The following is a 20270-nucleotide window of genomic DNA, read 5'->3' on the forward strand; positions in this document are numbered from 1 at the left end:
TATTCTTCTATTTTTTTTATGTAATTTCTGTAATACAGAATAATTACCTATCCTAAATAAGCTTCAATTAAACTATGATCTTTGATTAAATCTTTTGCCTTACCTTCTTTAACCACCTTACCAATTTGTAATACATAAGCATAATCAGCGATTTTTAAAGTTTGTAAAGCGTTTTGTTCAACGATTAAAATTGATAAACCTTGTTCTTTTAACATGGTAATCGTTTCAAAGATACTCTTAATGATTAATGGGGCTAATCCTAATGATGGTTCATCTAAAATTAATAATTTGGGACTCCCCATTAAGGCTCTACCAATCGCCAACATTTGCATCTCACCACCGGATAAGGTGGTTGCAATTTGTGATTTTCTTTCTTTTAGTACAGGGAATAAACGATATACAAAAGATAAATTTTGCATGAATGCTTCTTGTTTATTCAAAATCACTGTAGGATTATCTTTGATACTTAATTGTTTTAATCTTTGAATAACCAATTTTTGAACATCTGAATCTAAATTTTGGAACTTCATTTCTTTTTTTTCAGTTGAAAACGCACCAATTTTGAGGTTTTCAAAAACTGATAAATCTTCAAATATTTGCCTTCCTTCTGGAACATGTAAAATACCGTTTTTAACAATCTTTTCAACCGGCGCTTTGGTAATATTATTGTCCAAATATATAACCTTGCCTTGTTCTGATTTAACCAGACCAGAAATAGTTCTTAAAAGCGTTGTTTTACCTGCACCATTGGCTCCAAGAATAGCCACAATTTCCCCTTGAGGGATATTGATATTCACACCTCTTAATGCGCGAATGCCACCATAGGAAACATGAAGGTCTTCTGTTTTTAAAATCATGTTCATAATTATTCATCCTTTCCCAAGTAAGCTTCTTGAACCAAAGGATTTGATTTAATGCTTTCTGGTATATCATAGGCTAAGAATTTACCAAAACTAATTGCACATACATGATCGGAAATATTCATCACAAAACTCATATCATGTTCAATTAATAAAATTGTCATATTCCATTCAGATTTTAATTTTCTAATTATTTTAGCTAGTTCATCAGTTTCTTGCTCATTTAATCCTGCAGCTGGTTCATCCAATATTAATAATCTGGGTTTGGCAATTAATGCTCGTGCCAGTTCAATTTTCTTAAGAATCCCATAAGGTAAGCCAAATGCATACATATCCTTAATCATTCCAATATTTAGAAAATTTAAAATTTCTTCTGCCCTATGATATAGGACTTTTTCTTGTTTTACCATTCTTGGTGATTTGAAAATATGTTCAAAAACGCTTGATTTGATTTCTTTATGAGCACCAATCAAAACATTATCAATAATTGATAAATCAGGAATCAACTCTATATTTTGAAATGTTCTAGCAATACCTTGATATATTACATCGGTTACTTCATAATCACGTAAATTAATAGCTTCACCAGAATTATTGTAATAGATTATGTCACCAGTATAGTGATCGTAAAAGCGTGTCACACAATTAAACACTGTGGTTTTCCCGGCGCCATTTGGTCCAATTAACGCCACTATTTCCCCTTCCGGAACATTAAAACTAAGTTCGTCAACAGCTTTTAAACCACCAAAAAACAAGGATAAATCTTTGATTTGTAAAATTGGATTACTCATTATTTTTCACCAACCTTGCTTTTATTCTGGTTTTAATCTTATAGTATATTTTTTTTATGTCGTAGTAAATATGCGCCAACCCATAAGGATAGAAAATTATTACGAGAACTAACAATAGTCCTGTCATGATACTTTCAACACCTTTAAACCACTCTAAATCTTGCAAATACAATGAAGGTACACCAAAGATAATGAAGGCACCCAGAAGCATACCTAACACAGACTTCATACCCCCGATGACAACGACAGCTAAAATCAATAGTGACAAATTCAATCCCCATTTATCAGCGGTACCTGTTGTTTGAGAAAAAATGACATGAGAAATCCCGGCAACAGATGCGAAAATAGTCGCAATTACAAAAGCCATTATACGATACTTTTTCACTTTTATTCCCATAGCTTGAGCCGCATGTTGACTCCGACTAATCGCCATTAAAGCTCTACCCGTGGGACTTTTAATGATGTGATGGGTTATAATAAACATAAGCACCAACATCACTACGACAATATTATATAACACGATTCTATCTGCTGGTAAAATATTATTCAAAACTACATCACCATAAAGATTTACTGCACCTATTCTAACTGATCTACCATTGTTAAAAATCTCTGTTGCAGTGAAGAATTGAGTTAAGATATAACCCACAAACAATGTCGCGATAGCAAGGTAAATACCTTCCATCTGTAAAGATAAAAATCCAATCAATAAACCAAACAAAGCTGAAATAATTATCATAATGATTGCAGATAAAATAAAACTATATTCGAATGTATTGATTAATAAATTCATTCCATTGGTTGTTACACCAATAAAAGCTGCGGTACTTAGAGAAACCAACCCGCTAAATCCCAATAGTAAATTTAGCCCCAAAGCAGCAATTGTATATATAAGTACCTCAGCCATAAAGTTAATATTAGGTGCTTTAGGTCCATTTACAATACTCCTACCAATATACAATAACAATATACCAACAAGAATATAATGTACCTGAGGCATAGAAAGTACTTTTAATATAACTTCTTTTGACTTGATAATAAAATTAGAAAAATTTAGTTGTTTTTCTTGTTTATCCATGACGTCACCTAAACCTTTCTAGTTGGTTTTTTACCAAACAAACCATACGGTTTAAAATATAAAATAACTAATATCAATAAATAAACAGCAACCTCAGCATACAAAGCATCTTTTCTCAAAACACTTGATGTAAAATAACTCGATATATTAATGACAAATCCAATTAAATATGCAGCAATTACTGGACCATGGAAAGTTGTGAAACCTCCAAAAACACCGGCAAAAAAAGCCCCAACTTGAACACTTACAAGTAATAACGGATCCATTGCCACTCGAGAAGATAAGAATATCCCCGCAAGTGCGCCTAGCATAGCAGCAAATGCCCATGAAAACATGGTCACAGTTTTCGTTGGAACACCCATCAACATTGCAGTTTCTTCACTTGAAGCAGTAACTCGCGTTGCCAAACCCCATTTTGTTTTTTGTATAAACCAGAAAACAAATGCCAATAAAACCAAAGTAACTGTGAAAATAAATATGGTGTTCACTTCGATACCAGCACCTAAAATATTAACCCTTAAAGAAATCGGAAATAATGGTTCTGGCCTAATGGGTACTGAAGGAAATAAATCTTTAAATATCCCTTTATCAAAATTCATAATTCCAGTTAATATCATAATGATACCAAAGGTTAAAATTTGTTTGCCGACAATATTCGCTTTCTTTGCAGGTCTAATAAATAATTTATCAATCACAATTCCAGTAATAAAGGCAGCGACTAAAGCCAGTGAAACAGCAACCAACCAGTGATATCCTTTGACCATTGTAAAATAAGCTGCCACATAAGCATTCATGGTTCCAATTGTACCCTGCGCAAAATTTGTTGCTTTAGAAGTTCTAAATATAAGCACAATTCCAAGGGCTGCTAAAGCTACGATTGACCCCAACCTTAAACTGCTAAAGAGCAAGGTTATAATTGTAGATAATGACATATGTATTTCTCCTATCTATGTGTGGACTATTTGTAAAATTTTCATTAATGTTGTGTATTTCCCCATTGGATGATATTCGCTGCCCATACATAACCAATACCAGCAGCGATCATACAAACCACTGACCCATCTTTCACTTTCTTCTCTTCTAAAGCCTTATGTAAAGATAAAATTTGATCGACTTGACCAATATGACCATAATCTTCTAAATATATGGTTTGATCTTCTCTTAATCCAAGTTCATCTAGCATATATTGATGACCTGATCTTTTAATATGAAGAATGGCTAAATAATCTATATCTTTTCTTTCTTTACCAGATTTCTCTAAAGCTTTATCAATACATTCAAACCAATTAGGCATAGACACTTCATTTAAACGATTTTTCATTTTCACAGGATCCATCAATCTCAGAGATTTATAAGCCACATCAACATTTTCTTTTGTGATAGGGTTTACAATACCACCAATTTCTACACCAGCTGTTCTCGCTAATGAACCATCAGCAATCACATGTGAACCCAATAGTAAATTCTTGCCATAATTCTTCTTTAAGATGATGGCACCACCACCTGCGCCAAGGTTATACATCATTGACATATGCTTGTCAGTAAAGTCAACGAAATCACCGTTTCTATAACCACCAACAACCATAACCACATGTACATCATCATCAGCGATCAACATATCTTTAGCCATTTTCATAGCTGAAACAGTTGTACAACAACGATTAGCAACATCAATACCCCAAGCGTTTTTCGCACCAATTTTATCTTGAATGTATAAGGCTGAAGTGGTTAATGGATACTCTTTCCATTCTTCACCTACACCAATAATGACATCAATGTCCAATGGATCCATTCCTGTATTTTCTAAAGCATTCAAAGCCGCTCTGACACCCATTTCTTGGGTGCCATCATTATCTCCTGGAATGCTTTTCTTTTTAATCCCTAACTTTTCAACTACAGCTTCTTCAGCCCAAACCCCATTGGTTTTTTCAGCGATTTCAGAAGCTGTCATCCATTGATCAGGAATATATATACCTGTACCTACGATTCCCACCTTAGGTTTATTCATAATATCACATCTTTCTAATATAAATTTATAATCTCATACCACCGTTAACATTGATTGTTTGACCAGTAATATATGAAGCATCATCACTCGCTAAGAATAAAGCAACTTTTGCTATTTCTTCAGGTTGACCTAAACGTTTTAACATGGTTAATCCAGCGAATTGGTCTAATAAGTCTTGAGGTACTGTTTTTAAAATATCTGTCATCACATATCCAGGTGCAATAGCATTCACTCTTACAGGAACACCTTTTCTTGCAAATTCTTTAGCCCAAGTCATGGTTAAACCTAATACACCGGCTTTAGTCGCTGAATAATTGGCTTGACCGATATTACCAAAGACACCCACTACAGAAGATATATTGATGATTGATCCTCCACCAATAGCTTCCATTTGTGGTCCAATATATCTGGTTAGATTAAAGACACCTTTTAAGTTAACATCAATAACCAAGTCCCATTGTTCATCAGTCATTTTTCTTGTCATAGAATCTCTAGTAATACCAGCATTATTGACCAATATATCAATACGACCATATTTTTCTATGGTTTGATCATAGAATTTTTTACAGCCTTCAGTATCTGTAATATTTAACTTATAGCCTTCAACATTTTCGTGTTCATATTTTAATTCGCCCATATCGACAGCGATGACTTTAGCACCTTCATTGGCTAAAGCTAATGATATTTCTTGCCCAATACCTTGAGCTCCACCTGTAACAACAGCGATTTTATCTTTTAATTTCATATTCTTCTCCTTATCGTTTAATTAAGATAGCAGTTCCCATACCGCCACCAATACACAAACTAGCTAAACCAGTTTTTAAATCTCTTTTGATCATTTCATGAATTAAAGTTACAACGATTCTATTACCAGAAACTCCAACAGGATGTCCTAAAGCAATGGCACCACCATTCACATTGGTTTTATTTAAGATATCTTCTTTTTTCACACCATGTTCTTCAACTAATTCATGAATAACTCCTAATGATTGTGAAGCAAAGGCTTCATTCAATTCAATTAAATCAACATCTTTTAAAGACATATTAGCATTATTTAATAAATGTCTAATAGCAGGTACAGGACCCATACCCATATAATTAGGATCTACCCCACCTTGACCAATATCAACAATTTCAGCCAAGACATTTAAGTTATATTTCTTAACTGCTTCTTCACTGGCAATAATAGTGAATGAAGCCCCATCATTAATACCAGAAGATGAACCAGCAGTAACACTACCATCTTTTTTAAAAGCAGTTCTTAATTTACCTAATATTTCAGGAGTTGTTGAACGATTCGGATATTCATCAGTATCAAAAATGATTTGACCTTTTCTAGTTTGAATTTTAATTGGAACAATTTCATCTTTAAACTTACCTTGGTCAATAGCTTTAATAGCCCTTTGTTGAGACTCATAAGCAAAAGCATCTTGTTCTTCTCTAGTGATTTGATATTTATCAGCGATATTTTCAGCAGTGATACCCATATGCATATCACCAAAAGCATCAGTTAAAGCATCATATAACATATGATCTTTCATTTCCATATGCCCCATTTTTCTTCCGCTTCTTATAGAACCATCTACCAAGAAAGGAGCCCCAGACATAGACTCTACACCACCAGCAACGACGATATCAGAAAAACCGGCTTGGATACCCATATAAGCATTCATCATCGTTTTCATACCTGAACCACAAACCATATTTAATGAATAAGCAGGTACTGTTTCAGGAATTCCTGCGGTCATTGATATTTGACGAGCAATACCTTGGCCTAGATTTGCAGGTAAAATATTACCAACAATCACTTCAGAAATTTTTTCAACAGGTACTTTTGTTTCATCTAATAATTCTTTTAAAACTTGAGCACCCATTTCTCTTGGATGAACATCTTTTAAAGATCCTAAGAATGCACCAATAGGACTTCTTTTAGCCCCAACAATAAAAACTTTCTTTTTCATTCAAAAACCTCCTATAAAATTTTAATAATGTGAATATGAATAATTGTTCATATTTCATAATCATTATAATCAAATTTACCCTAAAAAGTCAAGCGCTTTCACTCATTTTGCCAACAATAAAAAATAAATCATAATTCTTTATCATTCAAATTGTCAATTTATATAAGATGTAAAGGATAGACTTGTAATTTAAAGACTTATGCTTTACAATAAAACCGGTGATAATATGAAAGAAACTTTTAGACGCGCAAAAACTAAAGTCGGTGAAAAATCATTTAATAAAATAATCAAAGCTGGTAAACAGCTTTTTGCTAAGTCTGGATATCATTCGACTTCAATCAATGATATTATTGCCAAAGCCAATGTGGCTGTAGGCACTTACTACATATATTTCAATTCTAAATTAGCTCTTTATCATTACCTTTTAGATGAATACCAAGAAAAAATTAGACAAGCTGCTAGAATCGCCACTAAAGATTTAACATCAAGAAAAGACATCGAGAGAGCCGGTCTAAAAGCCTTCATTATGTATGTGATAAAAGAACCACTAGCCTATAAACTCATTTGGGAATCATTATTTGTTGATCAAAAATTATTCATTGACTATTATTCAACTTTCTCAAAATCATATGTTCAAAATCTACAAAAATACGGTGATGTTAGAGAAGACATCGATTTAGAAACAGTATCTTATATACTTATGGGTATTGCTAATTTTGTTGGTTTACAAATTCTCTTTAAAAACAAAGCAAATGAAAAAGATGTTGATTTTGTTGTTGAAGAATCCATGAAATTATTAGACAAAGGTTTATTTAAATAAGAAAATATTAACAAAAGAAAAGAGCGATTTATCGCTCTTTTTTACTATTTTGTATATTCATCGAATGTATCCATATTCCATGGACTTTTCCTAACCATCTCTTTAGCAGTATCCACATCTACAGGTTGTGAGAAATAAAAGCCTTGCATGAACCTAACACCCCATTCAGACATCTTTTTAATCATCTCAGTATTCTCTACACCTTCAGCAATAACAATCTTATGATTGTCTTTAGCTGCTTTAACTACCCTGTATATATCTTCTGATAAGGGATCATTATCCATAACCATTAATAAGTCATTTCTTGGAATCTTATAGATATTTGCCGCAACATCTTGCATATGATCAGCCAATTCAAAATTATCTCCATTATCATCAATAGCTACCCTAAAACCATATTTTCTAAATTCATGTAAATTAGTCATGGCTACGTGATTTTTGTTAATTGAAAAATAATCAAGAACTTCAAATGCAAAATTATCTGGTTTCATACCATATTTACTGGTTAAATCATAAAACTTTCTAGCCAAATCATCAATATATAATTGCTTAGGACTTAAATTAATAGAAATAAATAATTGCCTAATCCTAAACTCTTTTAACCAATCACTGTATTTCTTAACCACTCTCTCAAAGCCCCACAGACCAAACCAAGTAATATCTCCGGTTAAATCCATGACATTTAAGAACTTACCAGGAGGTAAAATTCCCATTTCAGGATGTTGCCATCTAAGTAAGGATTCTAAACCTATAATCTTTCCTGTTTTAACATCTACGATAGGTTGATAATATAGTAAAAATTCTTCATTATCAATGGCATTTTTAATTTCTTCATAATAAGAAATATTAAATCTTTCTTTTTCAATTAAGTCTTGTGAATATAAGTGATATCTCGCCTTACCTTCTTTTTTAGCAACATAAACTGCTAGATCTGCGTTTTTTAACAAACCATCTGCGTCAATCCCATCATAAGGGAAAACCACAACACCTATGGACGCTGTCACAGAGATATCATCAACTTTTAAAGGTTCATTAACAACCGATAATAGTTGGTCACCCAATTGAGCAATGACTTCATTGTTGACTTGTCCCATGTAATAATAAAGAAATTTATCTTTTTCTAAGTGTCCAGAAATATTCTTTTGATCAGAGAACTTATTTAATCGCTTATCCATTTCGCTGGTAATCTTATCAATGGTTTTTTGGTCATATTTTTCAACCAATTGTCTAAAATCATCAATATCAATACTATATAGGATTCTTAAGTCCCCTTCTTTGGTTTGTTTGATATCTTCATTAATTCTATCCTTTAAATTTGATGAAGTCACAATTTTATTTTTAGAAAATAATTTAAATTCCTTCTTTTCTTTAATGGCCTTGGTTTCTTTGTTGATGGCTTGCCTTTCTTTTCTTTCCATACGTAAATGGTTAATAACATTTCTATATAAGAAAAATAAAGCTGCAGTTGATATAACCACGATTAAAATAGCCACCACAATTTCATATGGTTTAGCTTGTCCAACCGTTTGTTCTAAAGTATATAAGATGTTCATCATCCACCTCTATTCATTCTTGCTGGCTAAGACATCAACACGTTTGTTTCTAGCCACCTTGTAAAATTGTTCAATATATTCAACAGTTTCTTCAACTGTTAAAGGTTTACTCATTAAATATCCTTGGAAAATATCTGTTGAAATTTGTTTTAAATACTCATATTGACTCTTATGTTCAACACCCTCAGCTATAACCTTCATATCCAAGTTATGTACCAAGTTAACGATGGTCCCAACAATTCTATTTTCCTTCTTGGTATCTAATATACCATCGATAAATGATTTGTCAATTTTAAGGTTATCGAAGGCTATATTTCTTAAATAAGTCAATGATGCATAACCCGTACCAAAGTCATCGAGCGAGAACCTAATGCCCATTTGATGTAATTCTTCAATTTTATCATCTAAGGCAATGGTTGATTTAATAAAAATACTTTCAGTAAGTTCTAAGGTCAAATAATTCGGGTTAATATCTGTTTCTTTAACAATAGATTTAACTATATCTACATAATCATTTTGAAGTATCTGTATTAATGAAACATTTACAGATATAACAAATTCTTTTTCAAATCTTTTTCTTAAAGCCACTTGCATCTTACAAGCTTCCCTTAATATCCATGTACCAATAGGAATAATTAAATAGTTTTCTTCAGCATTGGCAATAAATACTTCTGGAGAAATATTTCCTAAGACAGGTGAAGCCCACCTAGCAAGTGCTTCAAAACCATAGATTTCAGATTGTTTATCGATTAATGGTTGATATTTTAAGAAAATCTCTTTTTTCTCTAAAGCTTGTGCCAATTGTTCTGATACTTCAGCTTGGTATGAAATTTCTTGTGAAATTTTATCATTATAGAAAATCACTTGTTTTTTATCTGTGTTTTTATCTTTAAATATGGATATATCACATTTCTTAATTAACTCATCTAAATGATAATCATCAGTAGGATAAGTTGCTATACCTGCAAATATTTTAATTTCAGACTTAATATAGTTCACGACAATTGGTTGTTTAAATCGTGTGACGATTCGACTAACTTTATCTCGAACCTCAGCTAAATTTTTGAAATTAGGAATAATATAAATTAACTCATTACCACCATTAGAATATAAATATTCATCATCGGAAATAATCAATTGAATTTCTTCTGCGATGGCTTTGATTAAAGAATCACCCATCATTTGGCCTTTAATAATAATGATATCTTTTAAGTTATCTACTTGCAATAAACAAACTGCTGTTTTTTTATCGCCCTTAAGTAAGGTTTGATTGATTTCTTTTGTCACTGCAGATTTATTTTTTAAACCCGTGAGTGGATCATATGCGAAATTATCATAAATCAGTTTTACTTGTCTATCAATTTCCTCTGACATAAGGTTAATCGCGTCAGCGATTTCTCTAATTTCATTATTTTCATAAACCTTTGCTTGGACTTGATAATTTCCATTTTTTATTTCATCAATTGAGTGAATGATATCATGTAAAGGTTGTAGGGCTTTTTTTACACGCACATTTATTAATATACCCATAATCACAATTAAAAGCGAAACAACCGATAAGGCAATAATTAACAAAATCTCAAATGGTAAAACTTGAGAATCATGGACTAAAACAATCACTTCCCAGTTAAAATCTTCTATTTGATTGTATGTAATAATGTAATTATTATCAAAAGCATCTAAAGATAAAAGTTGATCTGTTCTTCCATTAATAATCTTTGCGATGCCTTGATCATCAAAACCATTTTCTTGGTCAATCCTAGAAAAATCTTCAAGGTCTTTAAGTAAATAATCTTGGTAAGAATCATCTGTGAAATAAACAAAATCAGCTTGATTATCTCTGTAAGATAAAACAAGAATATCATTATCACTTGCTTCAACTAAAGTATTGAAATAATCCTCAAAATATACCATGTCCAATGCGACACCTATATAAGCAATCGTTTGTCCTTGTAAATCAAAAATCCTTTGAACATAAGAAATTCGTGTGGTATTACTTAAGTCTTGACTATAAGGATTGGTCAGGATATGACTTTGGTTCTCCATTTGGCTATACCATTCCCTATCAGCTAAAATCCATCCCTCATCAGCACCTAAGACTTGGCCATCACTGGTAATCAAACAGCCTGTAGTCTGACCCAAGCAACTATCTTCTACAGCTATAAAAATAGAAGCGTAAGCTGAATCATTATGGTGATTTAGTGTATTGTTCATAATTAACATAACTTTTTCATATAAAGAATAATTAGGGTCTGTTTCAGGAATTACAGGATCATTACCTGCATTAATATACTCAATATAATTAATCATATCTGTTGATAATGCCATAGCATTTGCATCCTGTTGGATACCTTGCAACATATGTTGACTCGAATTAAGAACAAAGTCGGTTTCAGTTTCAACATATCTTTCTTTTAAATCATTGGCAATCACAGAAAACAAAAACATTCCAATAAAGACGACTATAATGAGAAAAAGTGCGTCTATAAAAATAGTAAGACCCACAATTCTCCTAGTCAAAGAATATCTTTTTTGTGATTTATTATTCATTGTTTTGACCCCATGTTCTAAAGAAATCAAACAAACCAAAAGGTTTATCCGTTGAAGGATTTTCAATCGGATATATATAAACATTAAAACGTCTTGTTCTTAAGTTAACTGAATCTTGTATATAATAATACTTTCCTTGTAATCCAGGAACATAATCGCTAGCATCGTTTAAATCATAAGTATCTAAACCAATCTCAAATTCAATTGAGTAGTCATAAAGGTCATTTAAGTACTCATCTTTTGGCAACTCTATAGCAAAATTATAAAAGTATGATCTATTTCTAGCAAATCTATAGGTATAATCATCACTATCTGTGTAGAAAAATTGAATGGTTTTATTGACCAATCCAGAGACTTGTGAAAAAGCAGGATAATTGGCAGGGTCATCACTAGCAAAAGTTTGATTACCATCAGTTATTATATTTTGCACATTAATAATCACCAATTGTTGGTTAAAATCCACACTGTCTTTAGCAAGAACACAAGAACCTTCTAATCCTTCACTACAATAATAGATATCAAATATAAAAGTCACATTAAAGACAACATCAGTTACAGAAATATCATAATAAACAATATTATTAACATTACCATCTTCAGGTACAACCCGATAACGTATGGTGACTTTATCATCTTCAGGGCCAGGTTCAATACCGGTTACAGGATCCTTAGTAAAGTCTGCAGATAAATCACTCACCCATACCCAAGCACTTCCATTCCAATCTCTTCTTTCAACGATGGCTCCAACTGGAATAAAACCATCAAAGATAGGTTGATAATCATCTAAAGGAACATTAGAAACTTGACCATCAATTCTAAAATATCTTTCTAAAGCAATTCTAGATCCATCATAATCAAAACCATTAAAGTAAGCTTGTGGATCATATTGAGTATTTAAAAGACCACCATCACCATAACCAGGACTATCATATACAGCAAGTTCAGGGTAATTGGTTTCATTGGCAAATTCAGAAAAACGAATATCATCTAAATATGCATCTGTCCCTTGAAGTTTTGTGATTTTTAAATTGCTTCCTAGACTTGTCTTAAATTCAATAAAATCAGTTAAATTCCTATAATACCTAATTTGAATGTAATAATCTCCAGGCAATGTTTCTATAGATACGTCTATATGTAGGTACTCATCATAATACCATGAAATACCCTCGTAAGTCTTTAAACTACCTAAATCATCGACGATTTGTATATCAAAAACTTGATCAGGATCTCCATAAAAGTAAATTCCATCATCATCTATGGCTTGATTTAATCCTAAATCAATTGTAAATGTGGTGTTATCATCTTCTCTAGTCGCGAAAACATCTTCTAAAGAAACCACATTGTTATTCTTTTCAACAGATTCAATTTCAGTTTGTCTTTCATAAATTTCATGGGTATATACCTGAGGACTTCCACTTTCTGAAGTTATGGTATAGGTTAACTCATGTACTTTATAACCAGATTCAAATCTTTCACCTGTTTTTTCAGCATTTGTGACTGAAGCAAAAGGAGAAATGATTAAATTATTCATAAAACCAATATCATAAGTAGATGATAAATAAGTCGCAGGTCCAGCTTGCGAACTAATGGTAAAATCACCTAAAATTTCATTAATATCAATGAATGAATCAAAATCAATACCTATAACTTGAGGTACAGAATCATATTCAGTATTGTAAGTAAAATCTATCAATTGATTATTAGGCGCTGCCCCTTTATCAAAATCAATTCTATATTTGGTTGAAACTGGAAAATATGAAAACTCGAAATAATAATCTCCCGATCTAATTAATTCAGAGAATGTAAAGGTAATAGAATAAGTCCCAGATAATGATGTAGGAATGGTGCTTACACTATAATAAGTTGATGGTACCAAAGTATCGTCATTATAATATAAAGTAAATAGATCTTTAAAATCATAACCTGGTATCAATATGTCATTATTATCTACATAATTTAAGCTTAGAGAACCATTGTAATCAACAGTGCCATTAGTTCTTAAATCTACATTATTGGCTGATGTTATATTAAGATTAGAATCCCCATTAAAACTAACAGAAGTTATGCCTGTAGTATTTGATGCTTGACTTAAATCCGGCAAGAAATAAATATCAATTCGATAATCATTATAATAATTTGAATTAGAAAATTCATAAGTTTCATCTAAAGAATCCATATAAAAAGCTTCAGAATAAACGCTAAAATATCCTAAAGTTAATAAGGTCGGTTGGGTATCTGGCAAGTCCATAGTCAAAAGAGCTTTTAAGCTTGGGTCTGTTACAATATCATTGTATCTTTCCTCGTATAGCAAATCACTCATATGTTTATAATAATTTTCTTCTAAATAATCCTTATGATTACCTAGATAATCAATTGTATCAGCAGGATAAACAACCCATTGACTTGAATCCCAAGAACTAGTTGGTCCCAAAGTAGTAAAGTCTCTTACTAAAGTTCTATTCATTGAACTTCCTCCACCAGTCCAAGTCCACTCAGCACCAGGATCTTGGCCAATGACACCAAACACATCTATGTTTGTTGAACCTTTTGCTAAGGCAATAGCATCATCACCATTGTATCTCATAGCAATGACTAAATCCGCAAGATTTCTCATCTCTTGAGTTGCTTGATCATTGACTATTACAAAAGTATCGCCATCTTGTAGTGTTCCGCTTAATGCTATACTAGTACCTATTGTCGTAGCACCACTTCTATATATCCTTAATGAATAGTTAGATAAATCTACTGCTTGTCCGGTACCATTATAGATTTCAATGGCGTTGTTTAAATTACTATTAGATCCTTCTATATATTCACTTATAATTAAATCGTCTAACATAAAATAATCTTCAATTCTAACACCAATAAGAGCATTTGCAGAACTTAAAGCTTTTGTTATATCATAACTAACAACATCTTGGTTAGGGTCAAATGACTCCATACTGACAGCAAGTGTAATAATATTATTAACATAATCTATTCCTAAATTAACACCACTACCAAGATAATTATTGACTTCATTAGCTATTAATATACTTTGACTTAATGTTGATTCTTCAATAATAAATTCTTGATTAATATCGTCATCAATTAAGTTTGCTTGATCAGAATAGGTTGTTTGTCTTAGATCGTTATATAAATCAACAGCAGTGAGACCTAATTGATCATCAACTATAATCGATTGTAAAGAAAGTCGATAATCATCTATATCCCCATAAAAATCTAAGGGTGGTTGTAATCCTTCATCTAAAATTTCTGTTTCATTTCTATCGATGTTTCTAGGTAAGACCGCACCATAAGTTTGCCCTGCACTTGTTGATAAAACATACATTCCATTAGGTCTTGGATTTTCTCCTCCAGTTTGGAACCTATCTGCTAACAAATCTTCTTCTGCATAATAAATATATTCTGTTAAACTAGAATTTGTTCTCATAGGAAAATTCTCATCATACATATATTGAGAATCACTATCAGTAATATTAGGATCATTAGGTTCTTCAGTAATCCAAGGAATAGGTTTTGAATTAATATATACATCTCCTGGAGCAAAATCTCCTATGTTGTAATTTGATCCTGGGTCTGTACTACTGCTACCAGTATTGATTGTTTCTATAAATGTATTAGAATATGATTCATCTAATTCAGAATCATAACTTGATTCAATTCCTTGTTGTAATAATTTCGAATTTATAGTGACAGTTATATTATACTCATGATAATATGTCCGCCAAATCCAACTACCAGTTGAATATGTTCTAATAAACTCTACATCAGTGACAGTCCCACCTTCATATAAAAAACCTGTAAAAACCGTTTGTGTAGTATCATTTAATTTTGCAGAATAATATATTGCGTTATTGAACCTATAAGCGGTCACTGTATTAGAGAAGTCATTTCCACTTGAATCTAAGCCTACTTGGTCTAACCTACCAATCAAATCTATATTTGGATTTGCGTTAACAATAAAATCAAACTTACCTTGTTGTCCATTAGAGAAGGTTCCATTTGGAGTCATAATCCCCCTATTTCCTCTTTGTAAACGTCCAAAAACTCCTCCATAACCACGCTTAGACATTGGCCCTTCAGGTGAATAACCTGAAGGATATAAGAATGAATTTTGATCGTTAGTACTCATATATGGAAAATTATCAGCTATAAGCTGACTATTTAATATCGTTGGTAAAGACCCAGAACTTAATCCTACATTCACTGTGTCACTATAAAGAGCCCGAATTTCTCCGTAATTTACCGCTGTAGATATATAAGTTAATGTTGTTGGAAAACCATTACTTCCGCCTAGAACAAAGGTAGCTCCAACAACTCCACCGGCAACATCTGTAGATGATATAGTACCATGATTCAGCATGTTTCTCATAAAAGATAAACCGTAGCCAATAACTCCACCGGCAGAGGCATAAACTGGTAACCTCACCCCAGAACCATTAGTGTCTGAATAATTATAAGGAATCAACCTATAAGGATTATTTGATGGACTAACATTTATATTATTAGGATCTTGTGTTCCTACTATCAATGTAGTAGTCCTAGTAATTGCTGATGTTGGATACTTTTCAATTACATGAGTTATAGCAGTGATATCACCAAGATTTAAACCATTTGATAATATTGATAATTCCACAGTTCCATCACTTGTATTTAAACCATGTGTGCTATTTAACCCACCTGCAATAGATTCTTGATAAAGACTTACACCTAAAATACCTCCAACTCTAGAAAAACGATGAGTTTTAACCGAAACATCACCACTGTTACTTGAATCATATATTCTAGAATTATTATCAATAACCATAGCAGCAACGCCACCAGCAACGACTCCAGCTGAATAATTACCAATCAATCCTCCATAATACTGACTAGGATCATAGTAGGGTTGACCACTAGAACTTCTTTGATAAAATTGAGAAACGCCAGATGAACTTGTATTGACAATAGCTATATCACCTAAATTAGCTGAATCTTGAATAGATTTCTTATTTAACGTTACCAAGCCACCAACAAATGTATTATTGGTGCCATTAATACCATAATTACTAACAACATCATCAACATAGTAAGTGGTTGAAATATTACCATAGTTCATAGAATTAATAATTCCTTTGGTCGCTTTTGGTTGAGCAGCATCTAAAGTAAAGTCTTCTAGATCTCCAGAAAAATTGGTGTTTACAAATCCACCAACAAAAATCAATCCACTTCCACTGATATCCGCAAAAGTGATATCACCAAAATTGATTGAGTTTTCTAAAACTTTTTCACTGGTTAGTTGTGGTGAAAAACCAGCAATATATAAGCTATATACACCTGTGTTAATATCTACAACTGATATTTGACCATAATTATGAACATTGTAATAGTCTACATTATTTTCACCAGTAATCGCGAAGATTTCAAGGTTCTTATTTAAGGTCACATTCATAAATGAAATATCCCCATAATTTGCTGAATACCTAATAATTATATCGTTATTATTTAAAGAAGAAACCATACCATAAGTTTCACTGTAAATTGAACTGCTATATGTATAATTTGCTTCGTTATAAATTCTCGTTAAAGTAAAATCTACACTACCTAAATCATTTACAAGAGAAGCATAATTGAAGTCTGATTCACTTGCACCAGTAATTATATAATTTAATGTTCCACTATTCTTCATTAAAGCCAATTCATAAACTTGAGTGTAATTTGTATTCATAACACCAGCAGCATAAACCTGAATGGCTCCTGAGTCAAAGTCATAATGAATAGATCCGCTATTAACAAAACCAGCGAACATAACTTGATCATTTAATTCCAATATTGGTGCATTTCCTTGACCTAGACCAATGACACCACCTACATATTGTTGTCCTGTACCACTTGTAGGCTGAGAAATAGGATAAATTGTAATTTGTCCTGAATTTGTAACGTCAACAACTTCATGTTTAACAACGCTAGTATTATTTATAAAACCTATGACACCACCTGTGTGAATGCTTAAGGAAGATCCACTTGTTAAAGAAATACTTGCATCAGTTTGGAATGAATCTATATTCCCTCTATTAACGACTTCATTAAGTGAAAGTTTTCCACTTGAAGTTCTCCCAACAATACCACCAATATAGTGCCTTGCATCAACAGGTAAGGTTGATGCTTGATATTGATGATTATTGACATAAATATTTCCATGATTAGATACTCTTTCAATGACTCCAGAAGCTTGACCAACTATACCGCCTAACCTTATAGAACCTAAAGCTTGGTCACCTAAATCAATATCTACATCCACATAAATATCTTCAATGCTGCCCGCAATCATTTCACCGGCAATACTACCCACAAAAAGCCCATATGAATAATATTGGTTGGTATTGGATAAAACAATACTAGATTGAGTAATGTTTAAGTCTTTAACTAAAGAACCATTACCCAAGACACTAAACAAACCAGCATATACTTTAGAGTTAATGGCTAAATAATCTCTTTGGTGTAAATTATAGATGTAATAATGGTCGCTTTGGTCTAAAGCTTGATCGTTGGTCCCTATCAATTGACCATTAAAAGTAATTGAAGGCGTTTGATATATTCCAGCTGCCAATATAGACATATCAATATCATTAATAAGTCTAAATGAAGCATCTCTATAATCTTCTGAAATAAACTCTATTAATTCAGGAAAGAAGGCTAAGTCTTTAGCATCTTCAATTTGATAGTATCCAGATAGAAAATCCATACCTTGGAGGATGGGATATCCATCCAATGGATAAAAATACCAATCACCTGTATTTAATGAAGATTGATCTGATTTTATTAAAGATGTTGATTCACCGACGCCATGGGTAGGTGAATTAATAGTGAATACCGAAGACCCCACAGTCACACTAAGTAAATATCTGCTTTGGTCATAAACTATTTTTGTGGTTGTTGCTGGAGAATTATTAGTATAGACAATAGGTTCTAAAGTAAATTTATTAATATAGTTACCATTTACAACAACTTTTGAAGCATAATAAACATTGGATAGATTAGCGTTATTTGTATGAACAATGCCCGCTGCTTGAAAAATAATTGGTGTATTACCTACACGATATCTAATCCCTGCTTCTGTTACTGACTCTCTTTCATCAACAACATAAACATGATCAATCGTACCGTTATTTTCTCCAACTATATTTGCAAGTTTTGTTAAATCATCATTTAACTGAAGAATTTCTAAATTTGGATCAATTAACCCAAAATTCCTTATTTCTCCTCCACTCACATAGTTAAACATTGCATAATAAGATGAAATAGGCACATCAATTGGCTCACCTATAGTATCTGTTAAAACAATTCTGTCATAACCAGATAAATATAGGTTAGAAATTTCAAATCCCTGCCCATTGAAAGTTCCTGTAAAATGATTAGAATAACTTGTCCCTTGGAAGGTGAAATCATAGGCAATTGGATCAAATGATCTAGATTCCATAACAGAGTAATCGATATCTCTCCCTAAGACATAATTCAAAGATAAAAGTGTTTGCACTAAGGACTCATCAATAGATGCATTTAACTCATACATTTCGCTGATTGGATTATAGGTTGTAAATTGTTCAATAAATGAAACATCCCTAGAAAAATTATACAAATCTTCAGCTGTATCAAAACGAATGAGTTTTCCTTGTACAGCTGTTTCTAATTCACTAATGCTTTTGGATGAATTTTGAATAGGCACAATATAATCAGTTCTTAAATCACTATATTTAATATAATCTGTTGAATCTATTTTAGTATCAGGATCTACTTCCCAATCATATTCACCATCAAAGTCCATGTTTTGTTGAACTTGACTAGGTTTATTGGCTAATACCTTTGGTTCGATTTTGATAACATAAGCTGAGGTCATGAAAGTGAATATAAGAACCAAAATAAATAATGAAATTTTCTTAATAATCTTATTCATTACCAAGCACCTCCCCATGGTGGTGATACTAAATCCCAATTGTTTTCAGGGCCGCCTTCAGCTTGAACAGCTTCAACTGAAAAGGCCATTTGAAGAGAATAACCAGGAGATCTAGTGTCAAAGTTTTGATCTTGAAAATATGAATCTATTAATGGAATAACCAAGTTTTCACTTTGGCTTATTCTGGTGACTTTTTCAGTATAATAAATATAATTATCGAATATCCTATTGTCATACCAGTTGACAGTATTGTAATTTAAATCAACACCCTCTTCGTAAGGTACAGCCATTTCGATAACTTCATCATTAGAATTGGTATATATAAAAGTTAATTGTTCATATATTTCAACCCTAAAATATGTATCAATATTAGATTTAACAATAATATTTACTCTTAAGTCTTCAATGAAATATTCTTGGGTATTTGATGTGATATTAATCCTATAAACTCCTTTTTTGAAAACACCAGGCGTAATCTCAACTTCAATAGCTTCAGTAGGTTGACCAAATTCATCAACAAAGAAAGCTTCTAAATCCACATCAACAAAACCCATTTGACCAGTATAATTATATTCTTCTTGGCTGGTGAACCATGACAAAGAAACACCAATGAAAAGGGTGCTTACTATCAACAATATGAAAAAAATTAAGGGTAAAAATAATTTTTTATAATGCTTCATATTCCACCTATAAAAAAAGCCATCATCTTTTTG

General features: G+C 32.1%; 12 protein-coding genes. 1 reads left to right on the forward strand and 11 read right to left on the reverse strand.

What is annotated here, in order from left to right:
- Positions 1–47 precede the first annotated feature (47 nt).
- Genes HF295_RS04105 through HF295_RS04135 form a run of 7 tightly spaced genes read right to left on the reverse strand, consistent with a single transcriptional unit; the run spans position 48 to position 6698 of the window.
- A complete protein-coding gene (locus HF295_RS04105) occupies positions 48–854 on the reverse strand; it encodes an ABC transporter ATP-binding protein (RefSeq protein ID WP_376739685.1) in 807 nt (268 codons plus the stop codon).
- Between the two features lie 11 nt (positions 855–865).
- On the reverse strand, positions 866–1651 hold the full coding sequence (locus HF295_RS04110) for an ABC transporter ATP-binding protein (protein WP_312032591.1): 786 nt from the start codon (positions 1649–1651) through the stop codon (positions 866–868).
- Positions 1644–2729 (reverse strand): branched-chain amino acid ABC transporter permease, encoded by a 1086-nt coding sequence (locus HF295_RS04115; protein WP_312032592.1) that lies wholly within the window; start codon positions 2727–2729, stop codon positions 1644–1646. The genes HF295_RS04110 and HF295_RS04115 overlap by 8 nt, the downstream gene beginning before the upstream one ends.
- A gap of 8 nt (positions 2730–2737) precedes the next feature.
- Positions 2738–3661 carry a branched-chain amino acid ABC transporter permease gene (locus HF295_RS04120; RefSeq protein ID WP_312032593.1) on the reverse strand — a complete coding sequence of 308 codons (924 nt, stop codon included), beginning with the start codon at positions 3659–3661 and terminating at the stop codon, positions 2738–2740.
- Positions 3662–3705: 44 nt separating this feature from the next.
- Positions 3706–4737, reverse strand: coding sequence for a 3-oxoacyl-ACP synthase (locus tag HF295_RS04125; protein ID WP_312032594.1), 1032 nt, complete (start codon positions 4735–4737; stop codon positions 3706–3708).
- A 25-nt stretch (positions 4738–4762) separates the two neighbouring features.
- Complete coding sequence (locus tag HF295_RS04130) at positions 4763–5482, reverse strand: beta-ketoacyl-ACP reductase (protein ID WP_312030918.1); 720 nt, start codon at positions 5480–5482, stop codon at positions 4763–4765.
- A 10-nt stretch (positions 5483–5492) separates the two neighbouring features.
- The gene (locus tag HF295_RS04135; RefSeq protein WP_312030919.1) at positions 5493–6698 is read right to left on the reverse strand and encodes an acetyl-CoA C-acetyltransferase; all 1206 of its coding nucleotides are present in this window, start codon (positions 6696–6698) and stop codon (positions 5493–5495) included.
- Positions 6699–6924: 226 nt separating this feature from the next.
- Between HF295_RS04135 and HF295_RS04140 the strand changes: the two genes are divergently transcribed.
- Complete coding sequence (locus HF295_RS04140) at positions 6925–7518, forward strand: TetR/AcrR family transcriptional regulator (RefSeq protein WP_312030920.1); 594 nt, start codon at positions 6925–6927, stop codon at positions 7516–7518.
- Between the two features lie 44 nt (positions 7519–7562).
- Here HF295_RS04140 and HF295_RS04145 read toward each other — a convergent pair whose 3' ends face one another.
- The 4 genes from HF295_RS04145 to HF295_RS04160 are packed head-to-tail and all read right to left on the reverse strand — an operon-like array spanning position 7563 to position 20237.
- Positions 7563–9071: a bifunctional diguanylate cyclase/phosphodiesterase gene (locus tag HF295_RS04145; protein WP_312030921.1), complete on the reverse strand. Its 1509-nt coding sequence runs from the start codon at positions 9069–9071 to the stop codon at positions 7563–7565.
- Positions 9072–9080: 9 nt separating this feature from the next.
- Positions 9081–11621 (reverse strand): putative bifunctional diguanylate cyclase/phosphodiesterase, encoded by a 2541-nt coding sequence (locus HF295_RS04150; RefSeq protein ID WP_312030922.1) that lies wholly within the window; start codon positions 11619–11621, stop codon positions 9081–9083.
- On the reverse strand, positions 11614–19557 hold the full coding sequence (locus HF295_RS04155) for a lamin tail domain-containing protein (RefSeq protein ID WP_312030923.1): 7944 nt from the start codon (positions 19555–19557) through the stop codon (positions 11614–11616). The genes HF295_RS04150 and HF295_RS04155 overlap by 8 nt, the downstream gene beginning before the upstream one ends.
- Positions 19557–20237: a hypothetical protein gene (locus tag HF295_RS04160; protein WP_312030924.1), complete on the reverse strand. Its 681-nt coding sequence runs from the start codon at positions 20235–20237 to the stop codon at positions 19557–19559. The genes HF295_RS04155 and HF295_RS04160 overlap by 1 nt, the downstream gene beginning before the upstream one ends.
- Positions 20238–20270 lie beyond the last annotated feature (33 nt).

The organism is Hujiaoplasma nucleasis (assembly GCF_013745115.1).
Lineage (GTDB): Bacteria > Bacillota_I > Bacilli_A > Izemoplasmatales > Hujiaoplasmataceae > Hujiaoplasma > Hujiaoplasma nucleasis.